The sequence below is a fragment of the Peribacillus deserti genome, from assembly GCF_002863585.1.
GTDB lineage: Bacteria > Bacillota > Bacilli > Bacillales > DSM-1321 > Paraperibacillus > Paraperibacillus deserti_A.
This window is the reverse complement of the sequence record NZ_PGUY01000040.1, coordinates 1-21,454: the sequence shown is the minus strand read 5'-3', so window position 1 is coordinate 21,454 and position 21,454 is coordinate 1. Positions and strand designations below refer to the sequence as shown.

The 21,454-nt window shown below is 40.1% G+C and carries 15 protein-coding genes; 10 read left to right on the top strand and 5 right to left on the bottom strand.

Annotated features, from left to right (window positions below; translation table 11 throughout):
* Positions 1-371: 371 nt before the first annotated feature.
* Positions 372-2,810 carry an SH3 domain-containing protein gene (locus tag CUU66_RS13105; protein WP_101642872.1) on the top strand — a complete coding sequence of 813 codons (2,439 nt, stop codon included), beginning with the start codon at positions 372-374 and terminating at the stop codon, positions 2,808-2,810.
* Positions 2,811-2,895: 85 nt separating this feature from the next.
* On the opposite strand, the gene CUU66_RS13100 is transcribed toward CUU66_RS13105, so the two are convergent.
* Genes CUU66_RS13100 through CUU66_RS13090 form a run of 3 tightly spaced genes read right to left on the bottom strand, consistent with a single transcriptional unit; the run spans position 2,896 to position 6,577 of the window.
* Complete coding sequence (locus tag CUU66_RS13100; protein WP_101642870.1) at positions 2,896-3,972, bottom strand: Ger(x)C family spore germination protein; 1,077 nt, start codon at positions 3,970-3,972, stop codon at positions 2,896-2,898.
* Positions 3,969-5,087 (bottom strand): GerAB/ArcD/ProY family transporter, encoded by a 1,119-nt coding sequence (locus tag CUU66_RS13095; protein WP_257967988.1) that lies wholly within the window; start codon positions 5,085-5,087, stop codon positions 3,969-3,971. Before CUU66_RS13095 ends, CUU66_RS13100 begins: the two co-directional genes overlap by 4 nt.
* Positions 5,084-6,577 carry a spore germination protein gene (locus tag CUU66_RS13090; RefSeq protein ID WP_101642901.1) on the bottom strand — a complete coding sequence of 498 codons (1,494 nt, stop codon included), beginning with the start codon at positions 6,575-6,577 and terminating at the stop codon, positions 5,084-5,086. Before CUU66_RS13090 ends, CUU66_RS13095 begins: the two co-directional genes overlap by 4 nt.
* A 258-nt stretch (positions 6,578-6,835) precedes the next feature.
* Between CUU66_RS13090 and CUU66_RS13085 the strand changes: the two genes are divergently transcribed.
* The 9 genes from CUU66_RS13085 (at position 6,836) to CUU66_RS13040 (ending at position 17,882) form a co-directional block, all read left to right on the top strand.
* Positions 6,836-7,390 carry a CBO0543 family protein gene (locus CUU66_RS13085; RefSeq protein WP_101642868.1) on the top strand — a complete coding sequence of 185 codons (555 nt, stop codon included), beginning with the start codon at positions 6,836-6,838 and terminating at the stop codon, positions 7,388-7,390.
* A gap of 678 nt (positions 7,391-8,068) precedes the next feature.
* Positions 8,069-8,830, top strand: coding sequence for a FixH family protein (locus CUU66_RS13080; RefSeq protein ID WP_101642867.1), 762 nt, complete (start codon positions 8,069-8,071; stop codon positions 8,828-8,830).
* A 342-nt stretch (positions 8,831-9,172) separates the two neighbouring features.
* Positions 9,173-10,018, top strand: a complete 846-nt coding sequence (locus CUU66_RS13075; RefSeq protein WP_101642865.1) for an STAS domain-containing protein — start codon at positions 9,173-9,175, stop codon at positions 10,016-10,018.
* 515 nt (positions 10,019-10,533) lie between these two features.
* Complete coding sequence (locus tag CUU66_RS13065; protein WP_101642861.1) at positions 10,534-11,286, top strand: DeoR/GlpR family DNA-binding transcription regulator; 753 nt, start codon at positions 10,534-10,536, stop codon at positions 11,284-11,286.
* A complete protein-coding gene (gene pfkB / locus CUU66_RS13060) occupies positions 11,283-12,209 on the top strand; it encodes a 1-phosphofructokinase (RefSeq protein WP_101642859.1) in 927 nt (308 codons plus the stop codon). Before CUU66_RS13065 ends, pfkB begins: the two co-directional genes overlap by 4 nt.
* On the top strand, positions 12,206-14,107 hold the full coding sequence (locus CUU66_RS13055; RefSeq protein WP_101642857.1) for a PTS fructose transporter subunit IIABC: 1,902 nt from the start codon (positions 12,206-12,208) through the stop codon (positions 14,105-14,107). The genes pfkB and CUU66_RS13055 overlap by 4 nt, the downstream gene beginning before the upstream one ends.
* 378 nt (positions 14,108-14,485) lie before the next feature.
* The gene (locus tag CUU66_RS13050; protein ID WP_101642855.1) at positions 14,486-15,502 is read left to right on the top strand and encodes a PTS transporter subunit IIC; all 1,017 of its coding nucleotides are present in this window, start codon (positions 14,486-14,488) and stop codon (positions 15,500-15,502) included.
* A 139-nt stretch (positions 15,503-15,641) separates the two neighbouring features.
* Positions 15,642-16,520, top strand: a complete 879-nt coding sequence (locus CUU66_RS13045) for a proline iminopeptidase-family hydrolase (RefSeq protein WP_101642853.1) — start codon at positions 15,642-15,644, stop codon at positions 16,518-16,520.
* 228 nt (positions 16,521-16,748) lie between these two features.
* The gene (locus tag CUU66_RS13040) at positions 16,749-17,882 is read left to right on the top strand and encodes a CAP domain-containing protein (RefSeq protein ID WP_101642851.1); all 1,134 of its coding nucleotides are present in this window, start codon (positions 16,749-16,751) and stop codon (positions 17,880-17,882) included.
* A 107-nt stretch (positions 17,883-17,989) separates the two neighbouring features.
* Here CUU66_RS13040 and CUU66_RS13035 read toward each other — a convergent pair whose 3' ends face one another.
* The gene (locus CUU66_RS13035; protein ID WP_101642849.1) at positions 17,990-18,364 is read right to left on the bottom strand and encodes an SET domain-containing protein; all 375 of its coding nucleotides are present in this window, start codon (positions 18,362-18,364) and stop codon (positions 17,990-17,992) included.
* A 1,692-nt stretch (positions 18,365-20,056) separates the two neighbouring features.
* Positions 20,057-20,722 carry a haloacid dehalogenase type II gene (locus CUU66_RS13030; protein ID WP_101642847.1) on the bottom strand — a complete coding sequence of 222 codons (666 nt, stop codon included), beginning with the start codon at positions 20,720-20,722 and terminating at the stop codon, positions 20,057-20,059.
* Positions 20,723-21,454 lie beyond the last annotated feature (732 nt).

Sequence of the window (21,454 nt, the reverse complement as noted above, 5' to 3'; positions counted from 1 at the left end):
ATCCTCCACTACAATCTCGCCTTCTCTTAGGATAAGTACCTGTAGTATTTATCAAGCATAAAGAAAATATTAGCATAATTTTCAGTGAAAGAAGCAATCCATTCAGAATGAAAACTCACTCAGCCCACATTAAGCTCTCATCTATTCTTTTCAGATATTTAACTTAAGGTAAACTCCGCCGATATAGTACATATATGCTTAGAGTTTTTAAAAGTCTTTTGGAAATTTATTGAAACACTTGATATATTAAACAGTTTAATAGAAAATTAAAAATATATTTTTCCAGTTTTGTAGAATATTGTATTTTTGGTGACGTTGGTCCAAGATGCAGAAGTTGGACACGTTAATTTGTATACAGGATAGGTGGATGAATGAAGAAATTAAGCAAGGCGGTTATTCTTTCGGCAGGTATTCTGGCCGGAGCCTCTGTGCTTCCTGCAGAATCGTTTTTGGTAGTGAATGCGGAAGCAAGCGGCTCAGTTAAAATCAGCAGAACCCTTTATCAGACTACTTCAAATGTAAATCTTCGTGCGGGTGCAGGCACTGCCTTTAAAACCTCTCTAACGATCCCAAAGGGGAAAATTATGACTGCCAGCGAAAAAAATGGAGTTTGGATTAAAGCAGCCTACTCCTACACAATTAAGGGGAAAAGTGTGACAAAAACAGGCTGGGTGCATAGCGGATATGTAACGGAATATTACCAGAATAAACCGATTGCAAAAACCTATATTTTCACTAACAAAACAGTAAAGCTATACAGCTCAGCAGATCTGAAGAAAAAGCCAGGTTATTCAGTAGGAATGGGGAATGGTTTTTATACGACCCTCCAGGTTATAAACAGCCTTGGACAAGTCTGGTATAAGGTTTCCTTCAATGGAAAGTCCGTTTATATATATAGCGGTGACATAGTGAAGAGTACCTTCTCTGCCATGCCAAAAACAAGTTTCCAGGCTAAAAAACAAACCTATGTTTATCAATCGTACGGAAATATATATAAAAAGCTCGCAAGTATTCCGACAGGCGCAATCGTTTCTTCCCAAAAGAAGGTGGGAAATTGGTATAGTATTGCCTACAAAGGATATACCGGATACGTTTATGCGGGAGACTTTGCTAAATATGTACAGGCTCCAGTTATAAGCTATACGGCAATACCTGAAACGATCTATTTTACCACCAAAGGTGTAAAGTTATATTCTTTATCAGCTGCTGGCGGACAAGTGAAGGAAGAAGTATCAACAGATACCGGTTTTGCTTCTACTCAGAAAGCTTCGATCGGCGGAGAAACATTTTATCGTGTTAGCTATAAAGGATCATCTTATTATCTAAAAAGCAAGGATGCTGCAGCAAAGGACTTTTCTAGTTCCGCGCCAGCAAAATTTAAAGCCATTAAAGACACCGTCTTATATGAAAGTTATGGCGGCATCTATACTAAGCTTGCAGATATTTCTCAAGATACTGTAATTTCCTCTTCTTCTAAAATAGGAGACTGGCATTTGGCAAGTGTAAATGGTAAAGAGGGTTACATGTATATAGGTGATTTCGTGCCTTATAGTTCAGTAACTGAAACGAAAATCACAGAAACATCTTACTTAACAAAGGGCAGTGTAACTCTAAGGAAAGAAGCAGATGATACGGCCGATCCTGTTGTTGTTATACCAGATGCAAAAATTGTCCTGGCATCCAGCATAACCTCAAATAACTGGTATAAAGTAAGCTTTTCCGGGTTCACAGGATACGTTCCAGGGAAAGCGGTCTCTCAGGTTAGAACGGGGGATCCATTGATAAACAGAGACGGGTATCAATTCATTGACCTTCGTACACAGTCAACAGTGACAGCTAAACAAATTAATGATTATGTGAATAATAACTTCGGGAATTTTAGATCTGCCAGTGTATTATCTGGAAAAGGCCAGGTTTTTGTTGATACAGGAAAAAAATATGGGATAAATGCACTTTACCTTGCAGCGCATGCCATTCATGAAAGTGCATATGGAACTTCGGTGATCTCCCTGGGCAAGAATAATTTGTTTGGATTTGGATCTTATGATGCCACGGCTTATATTGCGTCGTATAAATTCGGTTCGGTGGAAGCCAATATAGAATATATTGCAAGGCAGATGAAGGCCACCTATTTAAATCCTAATGATTGGAGATATCATGGTGCCTATCTGGGCTTCAGTACAAAGGATATGAATAATACCAGGATAAATTCAAACAGTGAGGGCATGAATTATTATTATGCGAGCGATCCTAACTGGGGAAAAGGAATAGCAAGGCATATGGAAGCAATATTGCCCTATGATAAAGCGTATTACGCTAAGGCAGTACCTAATACAGTCGTACCTTCACTGCCTGGTAAGCCGGAAGGAAGCGATGTGTTCCCAGAAGGAATTAAAGCAGCCGCCAAGAAAGACCTTGTTTTAAATAGTATCAAAGGTTCTACGGAGGCTGTTATTACCTTAAAAAGCGGGTCACCTTTCATCCTCCTAGAGAAAACGAATGATTATTGGGTCAAAATTCAGGTGGGAAGCAGTGTTTTCTGGACAGATGACATTAAGTTTGATGTGTACAAAAACTACATGACCGTTGAAAACTTAGGCAGAACAAGAGAAGCTGTCAACGTCAGGAAAGATCCTTACACCACTGCGGGTAACGTCATAACTACACTAAACATGAATGAGTATGTCCAGCTTGTTCTAAAGAATGATTCTCCTGAAAAGGATGCATCAAACAGCTGGTATAAAGTTAAGTTAGCAGATGGAACGCTTGGCTGGGTGAGTGTAAAGTATATCACACAGGAATTGAAGTGATTTTTTGCAGTATCGCCACAATGATGTCATCCTAAATAAGCGGAATTTATCAAGAAAAGGGAACAGCTCTCAGCTGTTCCCTTCTTCATTGAATTGTCCCAGACTGGGTGATTTCCGTATGTACCTTTACTTCAACAGGAAGAGTACGATAATATTTACTTTCCCATTCTTTCTTATTTAAATGGCGTTCCTGACTTCCAGCCCTTACAACTAATCCTAACGGATCCACATCCATGTCTTGAAACTTGGATACCAAAGATTTTCCTTTCTTAGATACAGTATGTGAAAGATCATCCTCAATCACTTTTATTTGTTTATTGGTAAGCTCCATTCCAGGAGCATCGGTTATTTTACCTGTAAGTCTTATATTTATTACCATTTTTGGGGAATTTCCGTTTTTAAAATCTTTTTCCACTTTCGAAGCTAAGTTTTCAATGGTTAAATAATGACCGTCTACTTTAAATTCATACATCCCGTTGTTAAAGCTCTCATTTAGAATCTTAAATACAAAACAATCCGCATAAGGAATGTATCCTTTATATTTATCTCCATCAAATAAGGCTAACCCTTTAATACGGATACGATCCTTTTTTTGGACCAGCAATGGAAGAATAGGGTCTTGGCCAACATCATGATAAAAGTCCATAAAAGTATGTAAAGTCATATAACTTGGCAGAATATCCTTAGAGTTATGCTTTAGAAGATCCTGAACATATTCAGCAGGAGTTTCACTAACAGGGTACTCTTTATCCAGCATCTTTTCAACGCTGCCATCCACTATCGCCAAATTGACATTTCTCCCAAGCGAAGGGTCTTGGCTCATAGTAGTTACCATTGGGAAGATTCCGCGTTTTGCGATTTCTTTACTGTATAATAATGCCTCTAATCTTCCTAACACCATAGGTTCAGGTGATTCTCCCTGAAGTTTTTGCCGTGTATTTTTACTAGTATGAGCCTTGGCGGCAAACACTTCAGTTTTTGGCGGAGTATTTTCAACCAGCGGTATAACGGGAGAACTGATAATTCCTTTTACTGTATTTTTGTTAACATAATCATATCCATAGATGGATACAAGTTGGACATCCTCCAGCACTGTTTTCTGCACAGTGTTTCCGGAAAGAAGTAAAATAGCAAATATAAACCAAACGATTGCTTTCTTCATCCTTTTTTCCTTACCTTTTTATGGATTAATTGATAAATATATATAAATGGAATATAAAAATAAATCACATAAAATCCTGTTTTATTCAGGATAGTTGTAGCCATATCGATTTTCTGGCGATCCGTTAGGAACAAAGAAGCGGCAAAGATAATAATTAAAACAAGTAATACTCCTTTTTTTTGCTTAAGGTGAAATAATTCCTTAATTCCTCGGCTGGCGGCCCAAACATACATACAAAGATCAGGAAGAATAACGAATAGCCAGATAGCCAGGCCGAAATATTCAAACCGCTGAATGAAAGGAAGATCCACTGTCTGCCATAGACTGAGAGTAGGCCAGATGGTATGAGCAAGCTGTTCCTTACTGAAGTAAACAAAGGAAACTAAACCTGTAAATAAATAAATGGCAATTGTGAAAAGCATACCTAAATGTGCCCATTTTTGAGATTTTTGTGCATCTTTTATAAATGGATAATAGAAAAATAAGGTCTCAAAACCCAGGTAGTTTAATGTCATGATTTTTGAGCCTTGGTATAAATCACTTATTGAATGATTCATGATCGGTTCTAAATAATAGAAATGGCTTTGCTGCAAGGGGAAAAACTTTAATAGTAAAAGCGGGAGCCCATATATAACACCCAGCAGGGTCAGCCCCACAATAACACGAAATCCGCCGAAAACTGCTAAATAAACAAGAACCAGTATAATCATCGATAAATACCATGTTCTCAGGTCCGGGAACATCCATACCTGGATCACCTCCACGAAACTCCTTAGGACGATGATTCCAAAAACCGTCAAATAAAGAATTAAGAAAAAATTAAAGAAGCCGCCTATCCACTTTCCAAATAAATGTTTTTGAATTCCAAATATGTCATTTTGTCCGGTTTCTAATATCTGATATATGACCCACAACAATACATGGATGGACAAACCTGAAATAATGATGGATATCCAGGCATCATTTCCGGCAGCTTTTGATATATACCTTTCGAATCCCAGAATGCCGACACCGATCTGCATGGAGGTTACTAGGTAGAAGACAAAATAGGCAGAGACTTGTTTACTTTCCGCTGGTTTTGGAAGCAAGATACTCGTTCCTTTCAACATATTCATTCGTCAATATCTTTGTCTGTCTGTTTTGCAGCATTATGTCTTGGATTGAAGCGTACGGGCTTTTCCGATAAGACTGTAAACGGCCTGACTGTCTGCTGGCTGAAGGGAAGCCTGAACAGGGCGTCCTTTAAATCTTTTAAGCGTAAGGGGTAAACCGGTCCGATATAGGGAGAGCCGAGCGACTTAAGTTTTAATAAATGAATCAAAATAAATGCAAAGCATATGGATATACCCATTACTCCGAGCAATTGTGCGGATATTAAAAAAGGGAATCTCAATAATCGAATTGTATTACTCATCTTGTATACCGGTGTAGTAAACGAAGCGAGAGCTGCCAGAGCGACAACGATCAGTAATACGTTACTTGTCAGACCTGCGTCTACTGCAGCAGTTCCGATTACGATACCTCCAACGATACCAATGGTCTGGCCGACCTTTGATGGAAGCCTCGACCCTGCTTCCCGCAGGAGTTCAATCGTGAGCTCCAAAATGATAGCTTCCAGGATAGGAGGGAAAGGAATACCGCTTCGCGAGGATATAAGTGTATATAGTAAATCCTCTGGAATCATTTCATAATGAAAAGTTAAAACGGCTACATATAAGGGTGTTGACATCACAGAAAAAGTTACAGCTAATAATCGAATTAATCGGAAGAAGGATGCAACATGCCAGGTTAGAAAATAATCTTCAAATGCAGAAAAAAATTCAACCAGCGTTGTAGGGCCAGTAATGGCACTTGGAGAACCATCACATAAAACGGCGATTTTTCCCTCAGATAAAACACCTGCAACCCGGTCAGGCCTTTCAGTCTCTATCAGCTGAGGGAATACAGAACTATTATTATCTTCTATCATTTGTGTTATATAAGTAGTATCTATAACTTGGTCTATATCTATGTTGCTTATTCTGTTAATGACAGTGTTTACAATATCCTCATTAGCAATGCCCTTTATAAAAACGACTACAACCTTCGTTTTTGTCAATTTTCCAACGATTATTTCTTTTACATATAACTCAGGAATGGGGAGGCGTTTTCTCAGTAAATTTAGATTTGTCTCTAACGATTCTACAAAACATTCCTTTGGGCCTAAAACAGTGTATTCATTTTCAGGAATTGTGATTTGCCGTTTTTCTTTGGAAGTAGCGGGAATCAGCATACATCTATCACTATTAGGCTGTTGAACAAGAATATTTCCATTTAGTAGTTTATTTTGTATGTCTGTAACATTCCCTGTAACCTCAATGCTTTCAACCGGCAGGACTTTTTTTAGTTCGTCTAGAGATAAAGATGTATTCCGGGTAAGTACAGGCAGAATATCCCGGTTGACAGTCGTGGTATCTACCATGGATTTGTAATAAGAAACCGTGAACACATCACCTTGACTAAAAAAAATGAAATCTCTCGATTCCTTGCATATATTCAACAATTCCTTTAATGAAAGATCCTCTTTTCCAGAGGAGGGGTTGTGTTTTTTCCGAAACCAGTTCATCAAGGTTCTAACCTTCCTTTCAAATTAAAGGAATAATTTTATAGTCTTAAATACCATTCCCTTCTATTTCTACTTTTATGAAGGATATAACAGCCTCCATATCAGGCAAATACATGTGGCGGAATCTTAAAATGTATAAACCTTATTACTGCAGCCAATAGTAAAAGGAAATAGGATTTTGTGGACGGATTGTAATAAATACTAGATAAGAGAATAGATGCTTAAAGAAGCATCAGCTTAAAGGAGAGCGGGATAACAATGGATAAAAACATTCCTGCCCAAAAGCAAATTTATCAGGAAAGGGCAAAATGGGTTAACGATATACTGGAACATTGGTATCATGAAGATTTTTTGAGTATTCGATGGTGGTTTCTATTTGGATGTACGCTAATTCCTTATTATATTTGGTGGAAACTCGTAGAAAGGGATCGATTCTTTGAAATATTTACATTTGGTTTAGTAACAACTATTACTTCCTGTATCTTTGATGTTGTCGGAGTTTATTTAGGGCTCTGGGATTATCCTGCCCAATTCATACCGCTGGTTCCCTTCTTTGTACCTGCTGACATTACTGCTATTCCTGTAACCTCCATGCTTTTGTACCAATACTGTAAACACTGGAAGAGCTTTACTGCAGCCTCCATGGCCTTATCTGCTGTATTTGCCTACGTTTTTGAACCCCTATTTATTAAATTGGATATATTTGAAATATATAAATGGAAGCATACATACGGATTCGCCGGCTTCTTTGTGATGTTTAACATCAATAGGCTGTTTATTTACTTCCTTAAAAAATATGCTTTAAACAAATGATAAACTTTGTACTGTTTTACCTTGCAATTCCTTTTTTTGAGAAGGCTATGTTAAAGGTCATTGTTGATTTTTGCACGATGTTGATTGGAACGGATATGCGAGACTCCTGCGGGAAAAGCAGGTATTGTCCAGCTCCGGACTGACACCGCGGGTCTAGCCAATCGCCATCAAAAGGCAAAAGCGGCCTTTTGATGGCGCTCATCTTATGCCTGGCTAACGCACGATGCACAGGATGTGCGAGCCAGGCGGGGCCACAGGACGTGGCGTTCCGAGCGTGGTAAGGGCGACTAAGCTTCTGTCTTCGCTGTCGCTTGCCAATCAGCAAGTCTTCTTTATCAGGTGTCTGACTTTCTCTTAGATGTGGCTTTTAACCAGACTCTTCACCACAGTTCTTATAAAAGAACTACCTTGAAAGTCACCGTCCTGCGCCTTTCTATCAAGGGAGACCCCACAGGCGTCAATGCCGAGGAGGCTCCCGGAACGCCCCTAAGGTCCGCGAGTGCCTGCTAGCTGCAATCAACAGCCATGTTTAACAGAGCTTTTGAGAAAGCAGAGGGCTGTATGAAAGACTGCTTTTGTATAAGAATCCGAAATTTCTTTTTTATTCACACATTTATTTTTTAGTCAGAGTATAATTATGAATTGTAATAAAAGACAAAAGATAAATGAGGGGTTCTTATGAAAAAACAAACTCTAATACTGCTAATATGTTTGTTCACCGTGCTGGCAGGCTGTGGAAAAGATAAAACGAAGAATACTGATGAAAAGGAAGCCAAAACACCTGAAATGCTAAATGTAGATCTAGATGTACCAGCAGCTGCAGCTGTGGATGAAGAGATAGAATTCTCAGCAAAAATCACACAAGGCGCTGAACCAGTCGAAGATGCGGACGAGGTAAAATTTGAAATTCGCAAATCAGACAGCACTAAATCCGAAATGATTACAGTCAAAGAACATTCGAAGGGCGTGTATTCCCTTAAGAAAAAGTTTGCTGAAAATGGAGTTTACACTGTCACTTCCCATGTAACAGCAAGAGACATGCACAGTATGCCCAGTAAACAGATTAAAGTAGGCAGTCCAGAGGCTGAAGGAGAGGATCACCATTCTCACTCAGAGGGAAATGAAGAAGCTCACGGACATCATCATGGAGGGGATGTTTCTATTTACTTCCATAGTCCTGAAGATATAATCGTGAATAAGCCCGTAACTTTCGCTGCACATATTCAGAATGAAAACCAACCGCTGGAAAAGGCCAAAGTACGGTTTGAAATCTGGAAAATGGATGAAGAAAAACATGAGTTCCTCAGCACTTCAGAAAAAGGGAAAGGCGAATATTCGTTATCGAACACTTTCAAGTCCCCTGGTACATACGGAGTGGTAGTACACGTGGAAAAAGAAGAAATCCATGAACATAAAGAGCAGGAGTTCATTGTAAAATAGATACTGACTAAATCATACTGCAGTGTAGTATTTTTACCATTCATGACAATTTAAGACTTGGGCAGGCATAATCACTAGAGTGTGAGTAACTGTTTTTTACTTGAGTGCTATTGTTTAAATCAAAAAGGAATTCCAAAGTTTACAGGAATTCCTTTTTATATTGGGATCGGCCGGCCATGTTATTCTAATAAATTGAATGAAACCACTATTTAAAATATGTAGAAATTAGTCGACTCTTACATCTATCTTTATTTATGAAGAACTGTTAAGGTTTAGAAAACGCTTTATTATTTGGAAGCCTGTTTTACGGCGCCGGATAATTAGAAGAGAGGGCATTGCCTGATGTCTGATAAAGCACAAGCGCTGTATGAACATATTTTGCTAAACTCTGACTTTATTAGTAACAAGTGGTTTGGTGCTAGAGAGTTTAAAAAAGGTTCCATATATTCCATGGACGCTAGTGAAGAAGTTCAAAGATCGCTGAGAAAACAACATAAATATACTATTGAAACCATTGCGAGCGGCTTTTTAATTAATTCTTCTCTTTTTCAACAAAAATTAGAGGAATGGGTGGATATAGTCGTAAACAGCAGGGTTGAATATGGAACTCCCATTTATGAATTCCTCGGTGCGCTAAGCCGGACCAGGGAGCTTGTCTGGTTCGTTGTTGAAGAATATGGTCTAAAAACAGATCATATTGATAAGCAGACCATTTTACAATGGAGTGCTGTCTTCCAAAGGACCATGGATCGATTAATCAATGAATTTACAAGGAAATATCATTCCGTTACTTCAAGCCGAATACAGTCTCAGCAAGAACTTCTTGATGATATAGACAATCCCGTCATCCCTGTGGTGGATGGGGTGGCAGTCCTTCCGATTGTTAAATTTGTTGATGAACACAGAGCAAGGATGCTTCTTGAAACTGTTCCAGAAAAATGTGCGGGAGAGAAAGTAAAATACCTTGTCATTGATGTTTCTGGTGTTCATAATATCGACACCTTAGTAGCAACCCATTTCTATCGTTTAACAGAGGTTCTGAGACTGCTTGGATTAACCCCTGTCTTATCGGGTGTAAGTCCAGACATTGCCATTACTTCTGTAAAGCTGGGTATCGTTTTTGAGCGGACAAGAACATATAGTAATTTAAAGCAGGCATTGCTTCATTTTGGTATTCGTAAATTATAAAAACATAAGGTTGTTTTCTAAGATTGTTGTTGTTTTTTAATAAGTTTTGTACCATCATCCTATTGTTAAATCAGGTTGACTTACGCTGCAAGTGCGAAGCCGCGGAGGCTCACCGCACGCGGAAAACTAGCATGCCTTAAGCTGGCAATCAAACTCTTGTTCAATAAATTGCGAAAACAGCCGAACATAAAAGACGGACTCCTGAAAAATACAGAAGGAGTCCGTTTTTCTTTCGGTTTATTTATAGTGTTTGATCTACAGTTCCCAGCCGCTCTTTGGGATGTGGCATTGCCATCATGTAAAAAAACCAGCAAGAAGTCCCAGGAAATCCATGATAATACTGTTATTTATCATTGTGTCTATAGTGTAAAGTTGCTTTTTTTTGATTGATTTTGATTGGTTTATTCATAATTTTTATAAACATGTGAAATAATTTGATTGTTTTTGATTGAAAACGATTGATTTTTGTAAAGGTTTTCTTTATGATAAGGATATGAAAGATGAGGTGACCCTTTATGCTGGCAGATGAAAGACATCAATTCATCATTTCGATGCTAAAGCAGCAGGGAACAATTAAACTTACTGACTTAATCGACCAGCTGCATGTTTCAGAAGCAACGCTTAGGCGGGACTTAGCACAGCTGGAAAAGAAGAAATTATTAAAAAGAGTCCATGGAGGGGCTGCTCTCCTTCAAAGAAAGGGCTTTGAACTTGGAATAAATGAAAAGATTAATCAATCACCTGCAGAAAAACGGGAGATAGCTAGAATAGCCGCTTCCTTTGTCCATGAGGGAGATTGCCTATATCTGGATGCAGGAACCACTGTTTCTGAGATGATCCCTTACCTAAAGGAAAAAAATGTAACCGTTCTCACGAATGGGCTTATGCATCTTTCCCGTCTTGCGGAAAATGAAATTAAAACGCTGATTGTGGGCGGTCAAGTGAAAGTATCAACCAATGCCATTGTTGGCAGTGGAGCGGTGGGCTTTTTGGCTCAATACCGGTTTGATAAATGTTTCCTGGGGATGAATGGGATACACAGTGTACTTGGACTGACTACACCTGACCCGGAAGAAGCACTCCTGAAAAAGACGGCCATGGGGCTTTCTAGCGAATGCTTTGTTTTGGCTGATAGTTCTAAGTTAAATGAAGCTACTTTTGCGAAAGTAGGAGATGTAACGGATGCGGTAATCATTACAGATTCCAACAATGAATCTGCGCTGGAGGATTTCCGTAAAAATTCTAAAATAAAGGTAGTGACACCATGATATACACAGTAACGCTTAATCCTTCTATCGATTTCATTGTTGAAGTGGAGGATTTTCAGCTTGATACATTAAACAGAATGAAAAGGGAAGCCAAATTCCCCGGAGGTAAAGGGATTAACGTTTCCCGCGTCCTCAGCCGGCTGGGCAGCGAGAACATTGCACTTGGATTTGTCGGCGGTTTCACCGGGAGTTTCATAGAGACTTTCTTAAAGAAAGAGAATGTAAAGATGGATTTTACTACTGTTGATGAAGATACAAGAATCAATATTAAATTAAAGACTGGAAAAGAAACTGAAATCAATGGTTTAGGGCCTAATATTACGGAGGAGAACTACCGGGAGCTTATAAACAAAATAGAGCGCCTGGAGAATACCGACACGCTCGTACTAGCTGGCAGTGTTCCTCCAAGCGTTCCATCCGATTTCTACCAATCTATTACAAAAATTTGTTCCAAACGCGGCGTTAAGGTTGTAGTTGATACCAGCGGACCTTCCCTTTTGGAGGCAGTTAAACACCGCCCGTTCTTGATTAAACCAAATCATCACGAACTAGGTGAACTTTTTTCAGTGAAGATTAAAACGATCAAGGATGCAGCTTTCTACGCAAAAAAATTAGTAGAAGCAGGGGCACAGAATGTGATTGTCTCAATGGCAGGGGATGGCGCTGTATTACAAACAGAAGACAAGGCCTATACGGCTTCCATACCCCAAGGAAAAGTAGTGAATTCAGTAGGTTCCGGAGACTCCTTGGTTGCAGGATTCACAGGGGTCTATACGAAAACAAATGATCTCTTACAGGGATTTAAATATGGAATTGCAGCAGGAAGTGCTACGGCGTTTTCAACTGATCTCTGTCAGAAAGAGGATATTGAAGCCCTTCTGCCTAAGGTGCAGATTCAGCAGTTCGAGGAGGACATCAAATGAAAATCACGGATCTATTAAAACAGGATACGGTCGTTTTGGACCTTGTATCCGGCAATAAAAGGGAAGTTATCGACGAGCTGGTAAATAAGCTTCATGAAGCAGGCCGTCTTAATGATAAAGCAGGCTATAAAGCTGCAATCTTGAAACGAGAAGAGCAAAGTACAACAGGAATAGGGGAAGGAATAGCGATCCCTCACGCAAAGACAGCTGCTGTTAAAATTCCTGCTATTTGCTTTGGCAGAGCCATTGACGGTATTGATTATGAATCTTTAGACGGACAGCCTGCTAAACTGTTCTTTATGATCGCAGCAAGTGAAGGAGCCAATAACGCTCATCTCGAAACGCTCTCTCGTTTATCATCTCTGCTCATGGATGAAGGCTTCCGCCAAAAACTTCTATCAGCAGCATCCAAAGAGGAAGTCATTACCATCATTGATCAAAAAGAAAAAGAAGTGGCAGATGAAGAAGCAGATTCTTCTGAAGTCAGTGAAACTGCAGGTATTAGTAAAATTCTTGCAGTAACGGCATGTCCTACAGGAATTGCCCATACGTATATGGCAGCGGATGCCCTAAGGGCAAAAGCAAAAGAGATGGGCGTAGACATTAAGGTTGAAACCAATGGTTCTACAGGAATAAAAAACGGATTAACAGCCAAGGAAATTGAAGAAGCGCAGGCTATTATTATTGCTGCAGATAAACAGGTAGAAATGGACCGTTTTAACGGAAAACACGTCATTATTGTTCCGGTTGCTCAAGGAATCAGAAAGCCTCAGGAGCTGATCCAGCGTGCAATGAACCAGGAAGCTCCTGTTTATCAGGCTGGCAGCAGCAAAAAAAGAAATGATTCTGCATCTGTAGGATCAGGTATTTACAAACACCTGATGAGCGGTGTCAGCAATATGCTTCCATTCGTAGTTGGCGGAGGGATCCTGATCGCCCTATCCTTTATATTCGGTATTAACGCCTCGAATCCAGAAGACCCAAGTTACTCTCCAATTGCGAAAGCGCTTATGGATATGGGTGGAGGCGCAAGTGGTGCATTTTTCTTCCTTGTTCCCGTACTCGCAGGATTTATTGCCAGCAGTATTGCAGACCGCCCTGGTTTCGCTCCAGGTATGGTCGGGGGCTTGCTTGCAGCTCAGGCAGGCGCAGGTTTTCTTGGCGGTTTGATTGCAGGTTTCCTTGCAGGTTATGTAGTAGTAGGCCTTAAAAAGGTATTCGAGAAGCTGCCGCAGCAGCTTGATGGTTTGAAGCCAGTACTGATTTATCCGGTACTAGGTATCTTGATTACAGGGCTCATCATGCTATTTATTATCAACGATCCTGTTACAGCAATCAATAAAGGCATGACTTCATGGTTGAATGGGCTTTCAGGAACAAATAAGATAATCCTTGGGATCATCCTTGGCGGGATGATGGCCGTAGATATGGGAGGACCCATCAATAAAGCTGCCTTTACCTTTGGCATTGCAGCCATTGAGGCAGGAAGTCTGGGGCCGCATGCTGCAGTCATGGCCGGAGGTATGGTACCACCGCTTGGTATTGCACTTGCTACAACATTCTTTAAACAAAAATTTACAGAAACAGAACGAAAATCCGGAATCACTAACTACTTCCTTGGTGCCTCATTTATCACTGAGGGCGCGATCCCGTTCGCAGCTGCGGATCCAATACGCGTAATCATCAGCAGTGTAATTGGCGCTGCAACAGCTGGAGCCCTGGCTATGGCCTTTAATGTTACGCTGCAGGCTCCTCACGGCGGTATCTTTGCCATCTTCCTTGCCGTGAACCATAAACTGCTTTATATCCTGGCTATACTGATTGGAGCGGTCATTACAGCAGCCATACTTGGGATTTGGAAAAAGAAAGTTCCAGCAGCTCAGGAAAAAGCAAAATAAGACATGAGTGAAGTATTCAAATAAAGACACAAGCCATCCAGAGTGATGGCTTTTTGTGTTTTTATCAAATTCCGTCTTAAGAGCTAAAAATCTTCAAAAACATCAGCGGCATGCGCTTCAAACCACGAAAAGGTAAATGAAAGCGGTTTAATTATGTCGGAATAATAAAATTTTTAAAAATAATAAAATAACTTATTGAATTTGCCAGAATATTTGTTATATTAGAACAATAAACAGCGAGGAGAGGGGCCGAACAGCATGATTGCAGCATGGATTGTCAAAGATTATAGGATTCTCTTATGATGCTGAAAGCATTCTTGCACATCAAAAGATTCATGAGTCATCCATTTGTACTTTTACATTATAGGAGTGTTAAAAATGAAAAATTATATTATTGAGAGAATGTATAAAGCTTCAGCAGGAGTTGCCAATGCGGTATTGGTAACGTTAGGTATAGGGCTATTGTTTGAATCGATCGGTAACTTCGTGGGGTGGGATGTTTTAGTGGTGATTGGCGGGGCAGCAAAAATTCTGCTTGCACCTGCGATTGGGGCAGCGATAGCCTTTCAGCTGGGCGGCAATACTTTGGTACTGTTTAGCGCCATGGCATGTGCGGCCATTGGGGGTAATGCGATCACCCATACTCCGGAAGGTGCTTTTACCATTGTAACCGGCCAGCCGATCAGCGCTATTTTAGCAGCGGCTGTCGCTACATACGTAGGGAAAAGAGTGACGGGCCGAACAAAGCTTGATATGATGGCAATCCCCATTGCGGCCATCTTTACTGGAGGAATCGCGGGGGTAGGCCTTGCGGCTGTAACCACTCCATTATTACAAAAAATCAGTGAAGAAATCACTTCATCCGTACAGGGGAATCCACTTATTGCCTCTATGGTTATTTCACTGGTATGGAGTATTCTGCTTATGACACCAGCGTCATCTGCTGCCATAGCCATCGCATTACAGCTTGATCCGGTTTCAAGTGCAGCAGCATTAATTGGCTGCACTGCCCAATTTGCAGGATTCACAGCCATGTCACTGCGCCAGAACGATTTAGGGGGCTTTTTAGCACAGGTACTTGTTACTCCAAAAGTACAGTTTCCTAACCTGATCAAGAACCCGCGACTTGTTATACCGACTTTTGCAGCAGCCATGATCTGTGCGCCTATAGCCACTTTAGCATTCGATTTTCAGGCGAATTACGAGATAGCGGGTCTCGGGCTTAACTCTTTGATTGCACCTTTAAACATAATTGCCAACCAAGGCATTTCAGCTTTTCTTGTATTTATAGCAGTTGGTGTAATCCTTCCGATCGTTATATCGCTGGCTCTCTATCAAATTATTAAAGTCATTGGCTGGGTTAAAAAAGGCGATCTTCATATGGAAATTCAATAATTATTAAAACGATTCTTCTGCAGGGGAGAATCGTTTGCTTTTAGTTAATGACGTTTACTCATTTTTTTCTGTTTATTTGAAATTTTGCCGTTTGAAGTATAATAGTTATAAAATCTAGAAAAATAGCGGGGAGAACACTATGGAAATCTCGGAGGGTTTTGTTAAGGTAAAGGGTGGAGAAGTTTGGTATAGACGGGTCAAGAACGGCGGGGAAGGGATTCCATTACTAGTACTTCATGGAGGTCCTGGGAATTCGCATCTGCCGCTTGAGGCCTTGGACGTACTCAGTAAACATCGGGAGGTCATTTATTATGACCAGCTTGGCTCCGGCTTTTCACAGCGCCCAGATCATGATGATTTGTGGCGGTTGGAAAGGTTTGTAGAAGAACTGGGACAGGTAAGAAAGGAATTGGCTTTAGAAGAGGTACATATTCTAGGGCATTCATGGGGGACAACCCTGCTTTCAGCTTACTTGTTAACTCGTCCTGCCGGAGTGAGGAGCGCTGTCTTTTCAAGCTCTTGCTTAAGCGCTCCACGCTGGGCGGATGATCAGAAGCGGCTGTTGAAAGAAATGCCGGCTGACGTTCAGGCTACCATCGAAAGATGCGAAACAGAAGGCAATACAGATAACAAAGAATATAAAGAAGCTACACAAACCTATTACAAAAAACATGTATGCCGTCTGGATCCTTGGCCGGAAGCTATGGAAAAGGCCTTTACATTAGGTAATCCGGATATTTACCTGACTATGTGGGGACCCTCGGAGTTTTGTGTAACCGGGAATCTTAAGGAATATGATTGTACTCCAAGACTGCATGAAATCAATGTGCCGTCGCTCTTTCTATGCGGCAGGCACGATGAGGCGACTCCTGAATCAACCCTCTACTTCAGCAGCCTGGTTCCTGATGCAAGTTATCATATTTTTGAGGATAGTTCGCACACCCCATATCTAGAACAGCATGAGGAATATATTTCTGTAGTTTCTTCTTTTCTGCCGGAAGCGGAAAGAAAAGCATAACCTATTGTTACTCGAGTCAAAACCTGAACCGTTAGTCGGTCAGGTTTTTTTAATATACAGCCAAATCCATTAGCAACTGAATCCCTGAAGTTACCAAGCTGTACGCTGGGCTCAAACTTGTTTAATGGAAAAAAGGCGGATACAATTTAATAATTGATACTTTGTAAATTGTTAGCCAGTTGTATTTTATAGATCTTTGGGGAATAAAGGTAATAAAGGAGGGAACTTATGCGAAAGCTCCTGTTTTTAGTATTGATTGCGGGTGTTTGCTGGTATATGGTTCACGATAAATACCCAAATTTTGATATTAACGATGCAGTAGGTCAGTTTCAATCTGAGTTAACAGCATTGAAAGATGACCCTGATTTTTCGAATCTCATTGACCGCTTATCCGATGATATAAATCAATTAGGAGTTCAATTAAATGAGTCAATAAAACAACTCCCGCAAAACAAAGAAGAGATAAAATCAACTCTTCTTGAAAAACCTGCATTGTCAGCCCCAAGTGCCCAAATTTTTTCTATATATAATATAGAACTTGGGGACAAAAAAGCTGAAGTAGAAAAAGAGCTAGGGCAGGCAAAACGCTCAACCTACAATGAATATGGAGTAAAATGGTATGCCTATCATAAAAACTATCAGCATTTTCTTATGGTATCCTATGATAAAAGCAATGAGGTAGTGGGTCTTTATACGAATCAGGATTTAATTTCATCCTCTAAAGGAATAAAATTGGGCACTCCAAAAGATAAAGTGCTAAAAGAGCTTGGAAAACCAATGGACAGGCTCCAAAAAGGCCTTGTTTATTATTTGCTTCCTAAGGAAAGAGATTATGATCTTTTTCTTTTAGGTGACAGCTATACAACTGTTTTTTATGACAAACATCAAAAAAATACAGTTACCGCGATTCAAATGATCAAGAAAGATATTGAACGAGAGAAAGAGGACTTTTATACGGAAGGAAACAAACAGCTTGAGGAGGGCTTTGAGTATCAATTATTTGACTTAACTAATGCTGCAAGGGTTCAGCATGGCCAGCCTGTGCTCACATGGGACAGCCAGGTGAAGGGAACTGCCCAGAAGCACAGTAAGGACATGGCGGTAAACTCATTCTTTGATCATACGAATCTTAAAGGACAGTCGCCATTTGACCGGATGGAAGAGGACCATATAACCTACAGGTCTGCAGGAGAAAATATTGCTTACGGCCAATTAAGCAGTATATTTGCACATGAAGGACTAATGAACTCACTGGGCCACAGAGAGAATATTCTGAAGCCTGATTTTAGGCTGCTGGGTGTCGGGGTAGCATTTAACTCTGAATCCCAGCCTTACTATACAGAGAATTTCTATACGAAATAGGCTATCAATGAATATGTTAGAACTCCTTTGCCTGGGGTTAATCACGTGCTAAAAAGGTACAGTCCATGGACTGTGCTTTTTTGTTGCAGAGCTACCAGAAATCGCTCCTATTTCACTTCAAACCATAAAGGACTTTTATCATTGGGACGGCCGTTGTAATTGACTACTATTTCTTCACCTGGCGGGATGTCCTTTATAGCATAAAATTTGATCGTACGTTTTTTAATATTCATTGAATAAATGGCGTTTGGTCGGTAGGAATGATTAAAAAGAGACCCATACCCTAACGCGATCGCACTATCTCCCGGTGATTCTCCCCAATCAAATAAGTAATTCCTCAGGATTGTTTGTTTTAGATAATCAAACTCCGCTTTCGGGGATACAATGACAGGTGCCTTGTGTATAAGGGCTCCTTTTTTAATAAACTGTACAGCAAAGATACCTCTGCCTCTGCCGTGTTTAGATTCTTTCACTTTAAACATAAGCTCACCGCCTGACTGGTTTCTATAAGGTGTTGAATATTTTTGACGTGTTTTATTTGTTAGAGTATGCCGATTGAGGATGTTGGAGTGTACATTAGAGGAAGAATATTTCATTAAACGGGATAGTACTTTTATCAAGTGTAATAAAGGAAGATCTGGGGAGTACTTGTAATGAGAAGATTATCTCTCTGACATTCATCCTTCCCCAGTATATTGTGTATCCAGATTCTTTAATAAGAATCTTATGCAGGAAGCGGTACCCCTTCTATAGATGCTCTTTTCTTTAGGCGTATAACCCGTACAGCCAAGAAGCACCATAATCATTCTACTTCCACGATTACAAGATGGGAATTCTTGCATGAATCACGAAACGAAGAGAAGAAAGGGATTTATACCCTATACTCCTTCAAGGGCGGCCACAGAATCCTTTTAGATTATGTCTGAAGATTAAATGGAATTTGGTATAGATGTTTATATGCTGCCCCCAGGCGGAGCCACTCTTACAGGTATGAGTCCATAGGAATTCAGCAGCCAGCATCAGGGGGTCCATGCATCTCCTGGAACCTTCAGTCATGTCCTGGCCTACTGTAAACCCTGCATCTGAAGAGAGTGACGGGTTAACAGGGGAAAGGATTACAGCCATCGATTTTGAAAAGTGGTTGAAAAACGTGAAAAGGTAAACTGGTAGTGAAGAGGGGCAAAAATCAAAATAAAAAAGACTAGATTTTCTAGTCTGTGCTCCCTGGGAATTTACGTTTATCTTTACACTGGTACCAAGATCGTTACATAGCGGATGTAGTATTGATTTTCGTGTTAATATATTTCGTGCCGTTGAACTTATAGGGCAGCCATGCAAAATAGCAGGGAATGGTCGACTTTTTTACCGAAAACCGTCATTTTTTGAGGGATTAACCCCAATCTTAGTAACTTTAGCTGCAGATTGACTCCTAAGTTTTAGTAAAAGGGCTTTTGGAAACGGTTTTTATTAAATGTATACGATTTAGAAACACGCAGGAAGCTTTTATGCTTATCTTCTATGGAGATATGCTTATATGTAGAAGGTTTATGCTTACGTTTCCAGGTTTTATGCTTATGTTTTCACTTTTTATGATTATCTTCCTTATTCCTATGCTTATGTTTAGTGCTATATGCTTATCCAGCACCCTTTATGCTTTTCTTTAGCGGAATATGCTGATTGCGGAAAAGGAAATCTAGTCTAATGGCAGCCTTCAATCTATCCCGAGCAGAAGCCAAGCCGGTCTCGGATGCGCCATGCTAGAAACAAGATTATCACAGCCAGAGTGGACCGATTCGCGTATAATAAAAATGGGCGCCGAGACTATCTCGACAGTGTGAGACTAGAGTTTCTAGTCTGTTTTACCTTAGGCGCAATCGCCGCGGTTTGTTCGTTTTTTAATTTTTAACAGAACGCGCGCGGTTGGGTATTCAGTGTGTGGAAACTTGGAGGTAATTTGAACCGGTCGTTTGTGAAGGTATTGCGGTTCTTTTATGTTAGTTGAAGCGTTATTTATTAAACTTTCCGTAAAACTAGTCAAAGAAAACTCTTGGTTCCGAAGAAAACAGTCCCCATTGAAGATACTCTTATAGTACCGTTTGAATTAATTCTCTTTGACAGCCTTATTATTCTGGATGAGGGAAAGCCAAATGTAGCCTTGACTGCAAGCATCTTAATTATTTCCACACTAAAATTCCTGAAAGATCTCTAAACTCCTTGTCAGGAGGAAGATCCAATTCTTCTACAGGAAGGTTTAAGCGGTTAATCCAAGCCGTCTGGTAACCGAAATTTTTAGCACCGGCAATATCCCAGCCATTCGAAGAGACAAACAATATCTCCTCCCGCCGCAATTCAAGCATATGTGCACCATGGCCGTATGCACTTGGGGCAGGTTTATAATGCTTTACCTCATCAATACTAATGATAGAATGGAAAACATGGGATAAGCCGGAACCCTTAATAAGGGGATTTAACAGGTCATAAGATCCGTTTGAAAGAACAGCTAATTTTTTATGAGAGACCTGATCAAGTACGTCCTTTACTTCAGGGAAAGGATCTAAGAAGAGGTATTGCTCCATCAACGAGTCTTCCTGCTCAGCGCTGACTTTTTCGTTATGTTCTTTAACCGCATAACGAAGGGCATCTCGAGTAACATGGTGAAACGATTTATATGTACCCATCAGCTGGCGGATAAAGGCATATTCCAATTGTTTTCTTCTCCATACCAGGCTGACAGATTCACCTTTTCCCGGAAAAAACTCTTCACACCTGGTTTTTACCGAATGCACATCGAATAAAGTTCCATACACATCAAATATAATTCCATTTATAGACGAGCTCATTTTTATCCATTCCTTTATGAAGGATTTTTACTTAGGGTGCCCAATTAATGCGAATATAACTATGATGTTTGCTTTTCGTTAGAGAAGAGGGGTAGGTAATTTCTTCAGGATACTGTTATTTGTACTTGGGTTAGTGATCATAAGACGTCTAATTAGACTTTATTATCAGTTTAGTAGGATTGTCAATACAAACTCAATCTTTTATAAATTGTAATTTTATTATGTAAACAAAAACATACCGATAGTTTAACTGTTTAAAAGGCCATAAATTGCAACATAAGAGTTTGTGATGTTAGTTTTTTAGGTATACAAGTAACTTTATGTCCATTTTTTACCAATGCGTTTTGAAAGAAGCAGGCAGGGTAAAAGAATCCTATCAGCCGCATTGAACGGAAATGTTTTTTCACCGAATTCTTACCGGTTATTTCGCTCAGGAAGAACCAGGTAACCCAAAGGTGCTCGCATTCCCTGTTTTATCGGCTGAATGGGATGAGGGCTTGCACACTATAATGGGTTTTTCTACTTAATGGATTTTAGGAAGGTAATTCTCATTTTAATGGGCAGGGCCTCATCCTTTTTGAAAGGCTATGTTAAAGGTCATTGTTGATTTTTGCACGATGTTGATTGGAACGGATATGCGAGACTCCTGCGGGAAAAGCGGGTATGTCCAGCTCCAAGCTGAGACCCTCGAGTCATAAGCCAATCAGTCCATGAGAAGAAAAACCGCTTCTC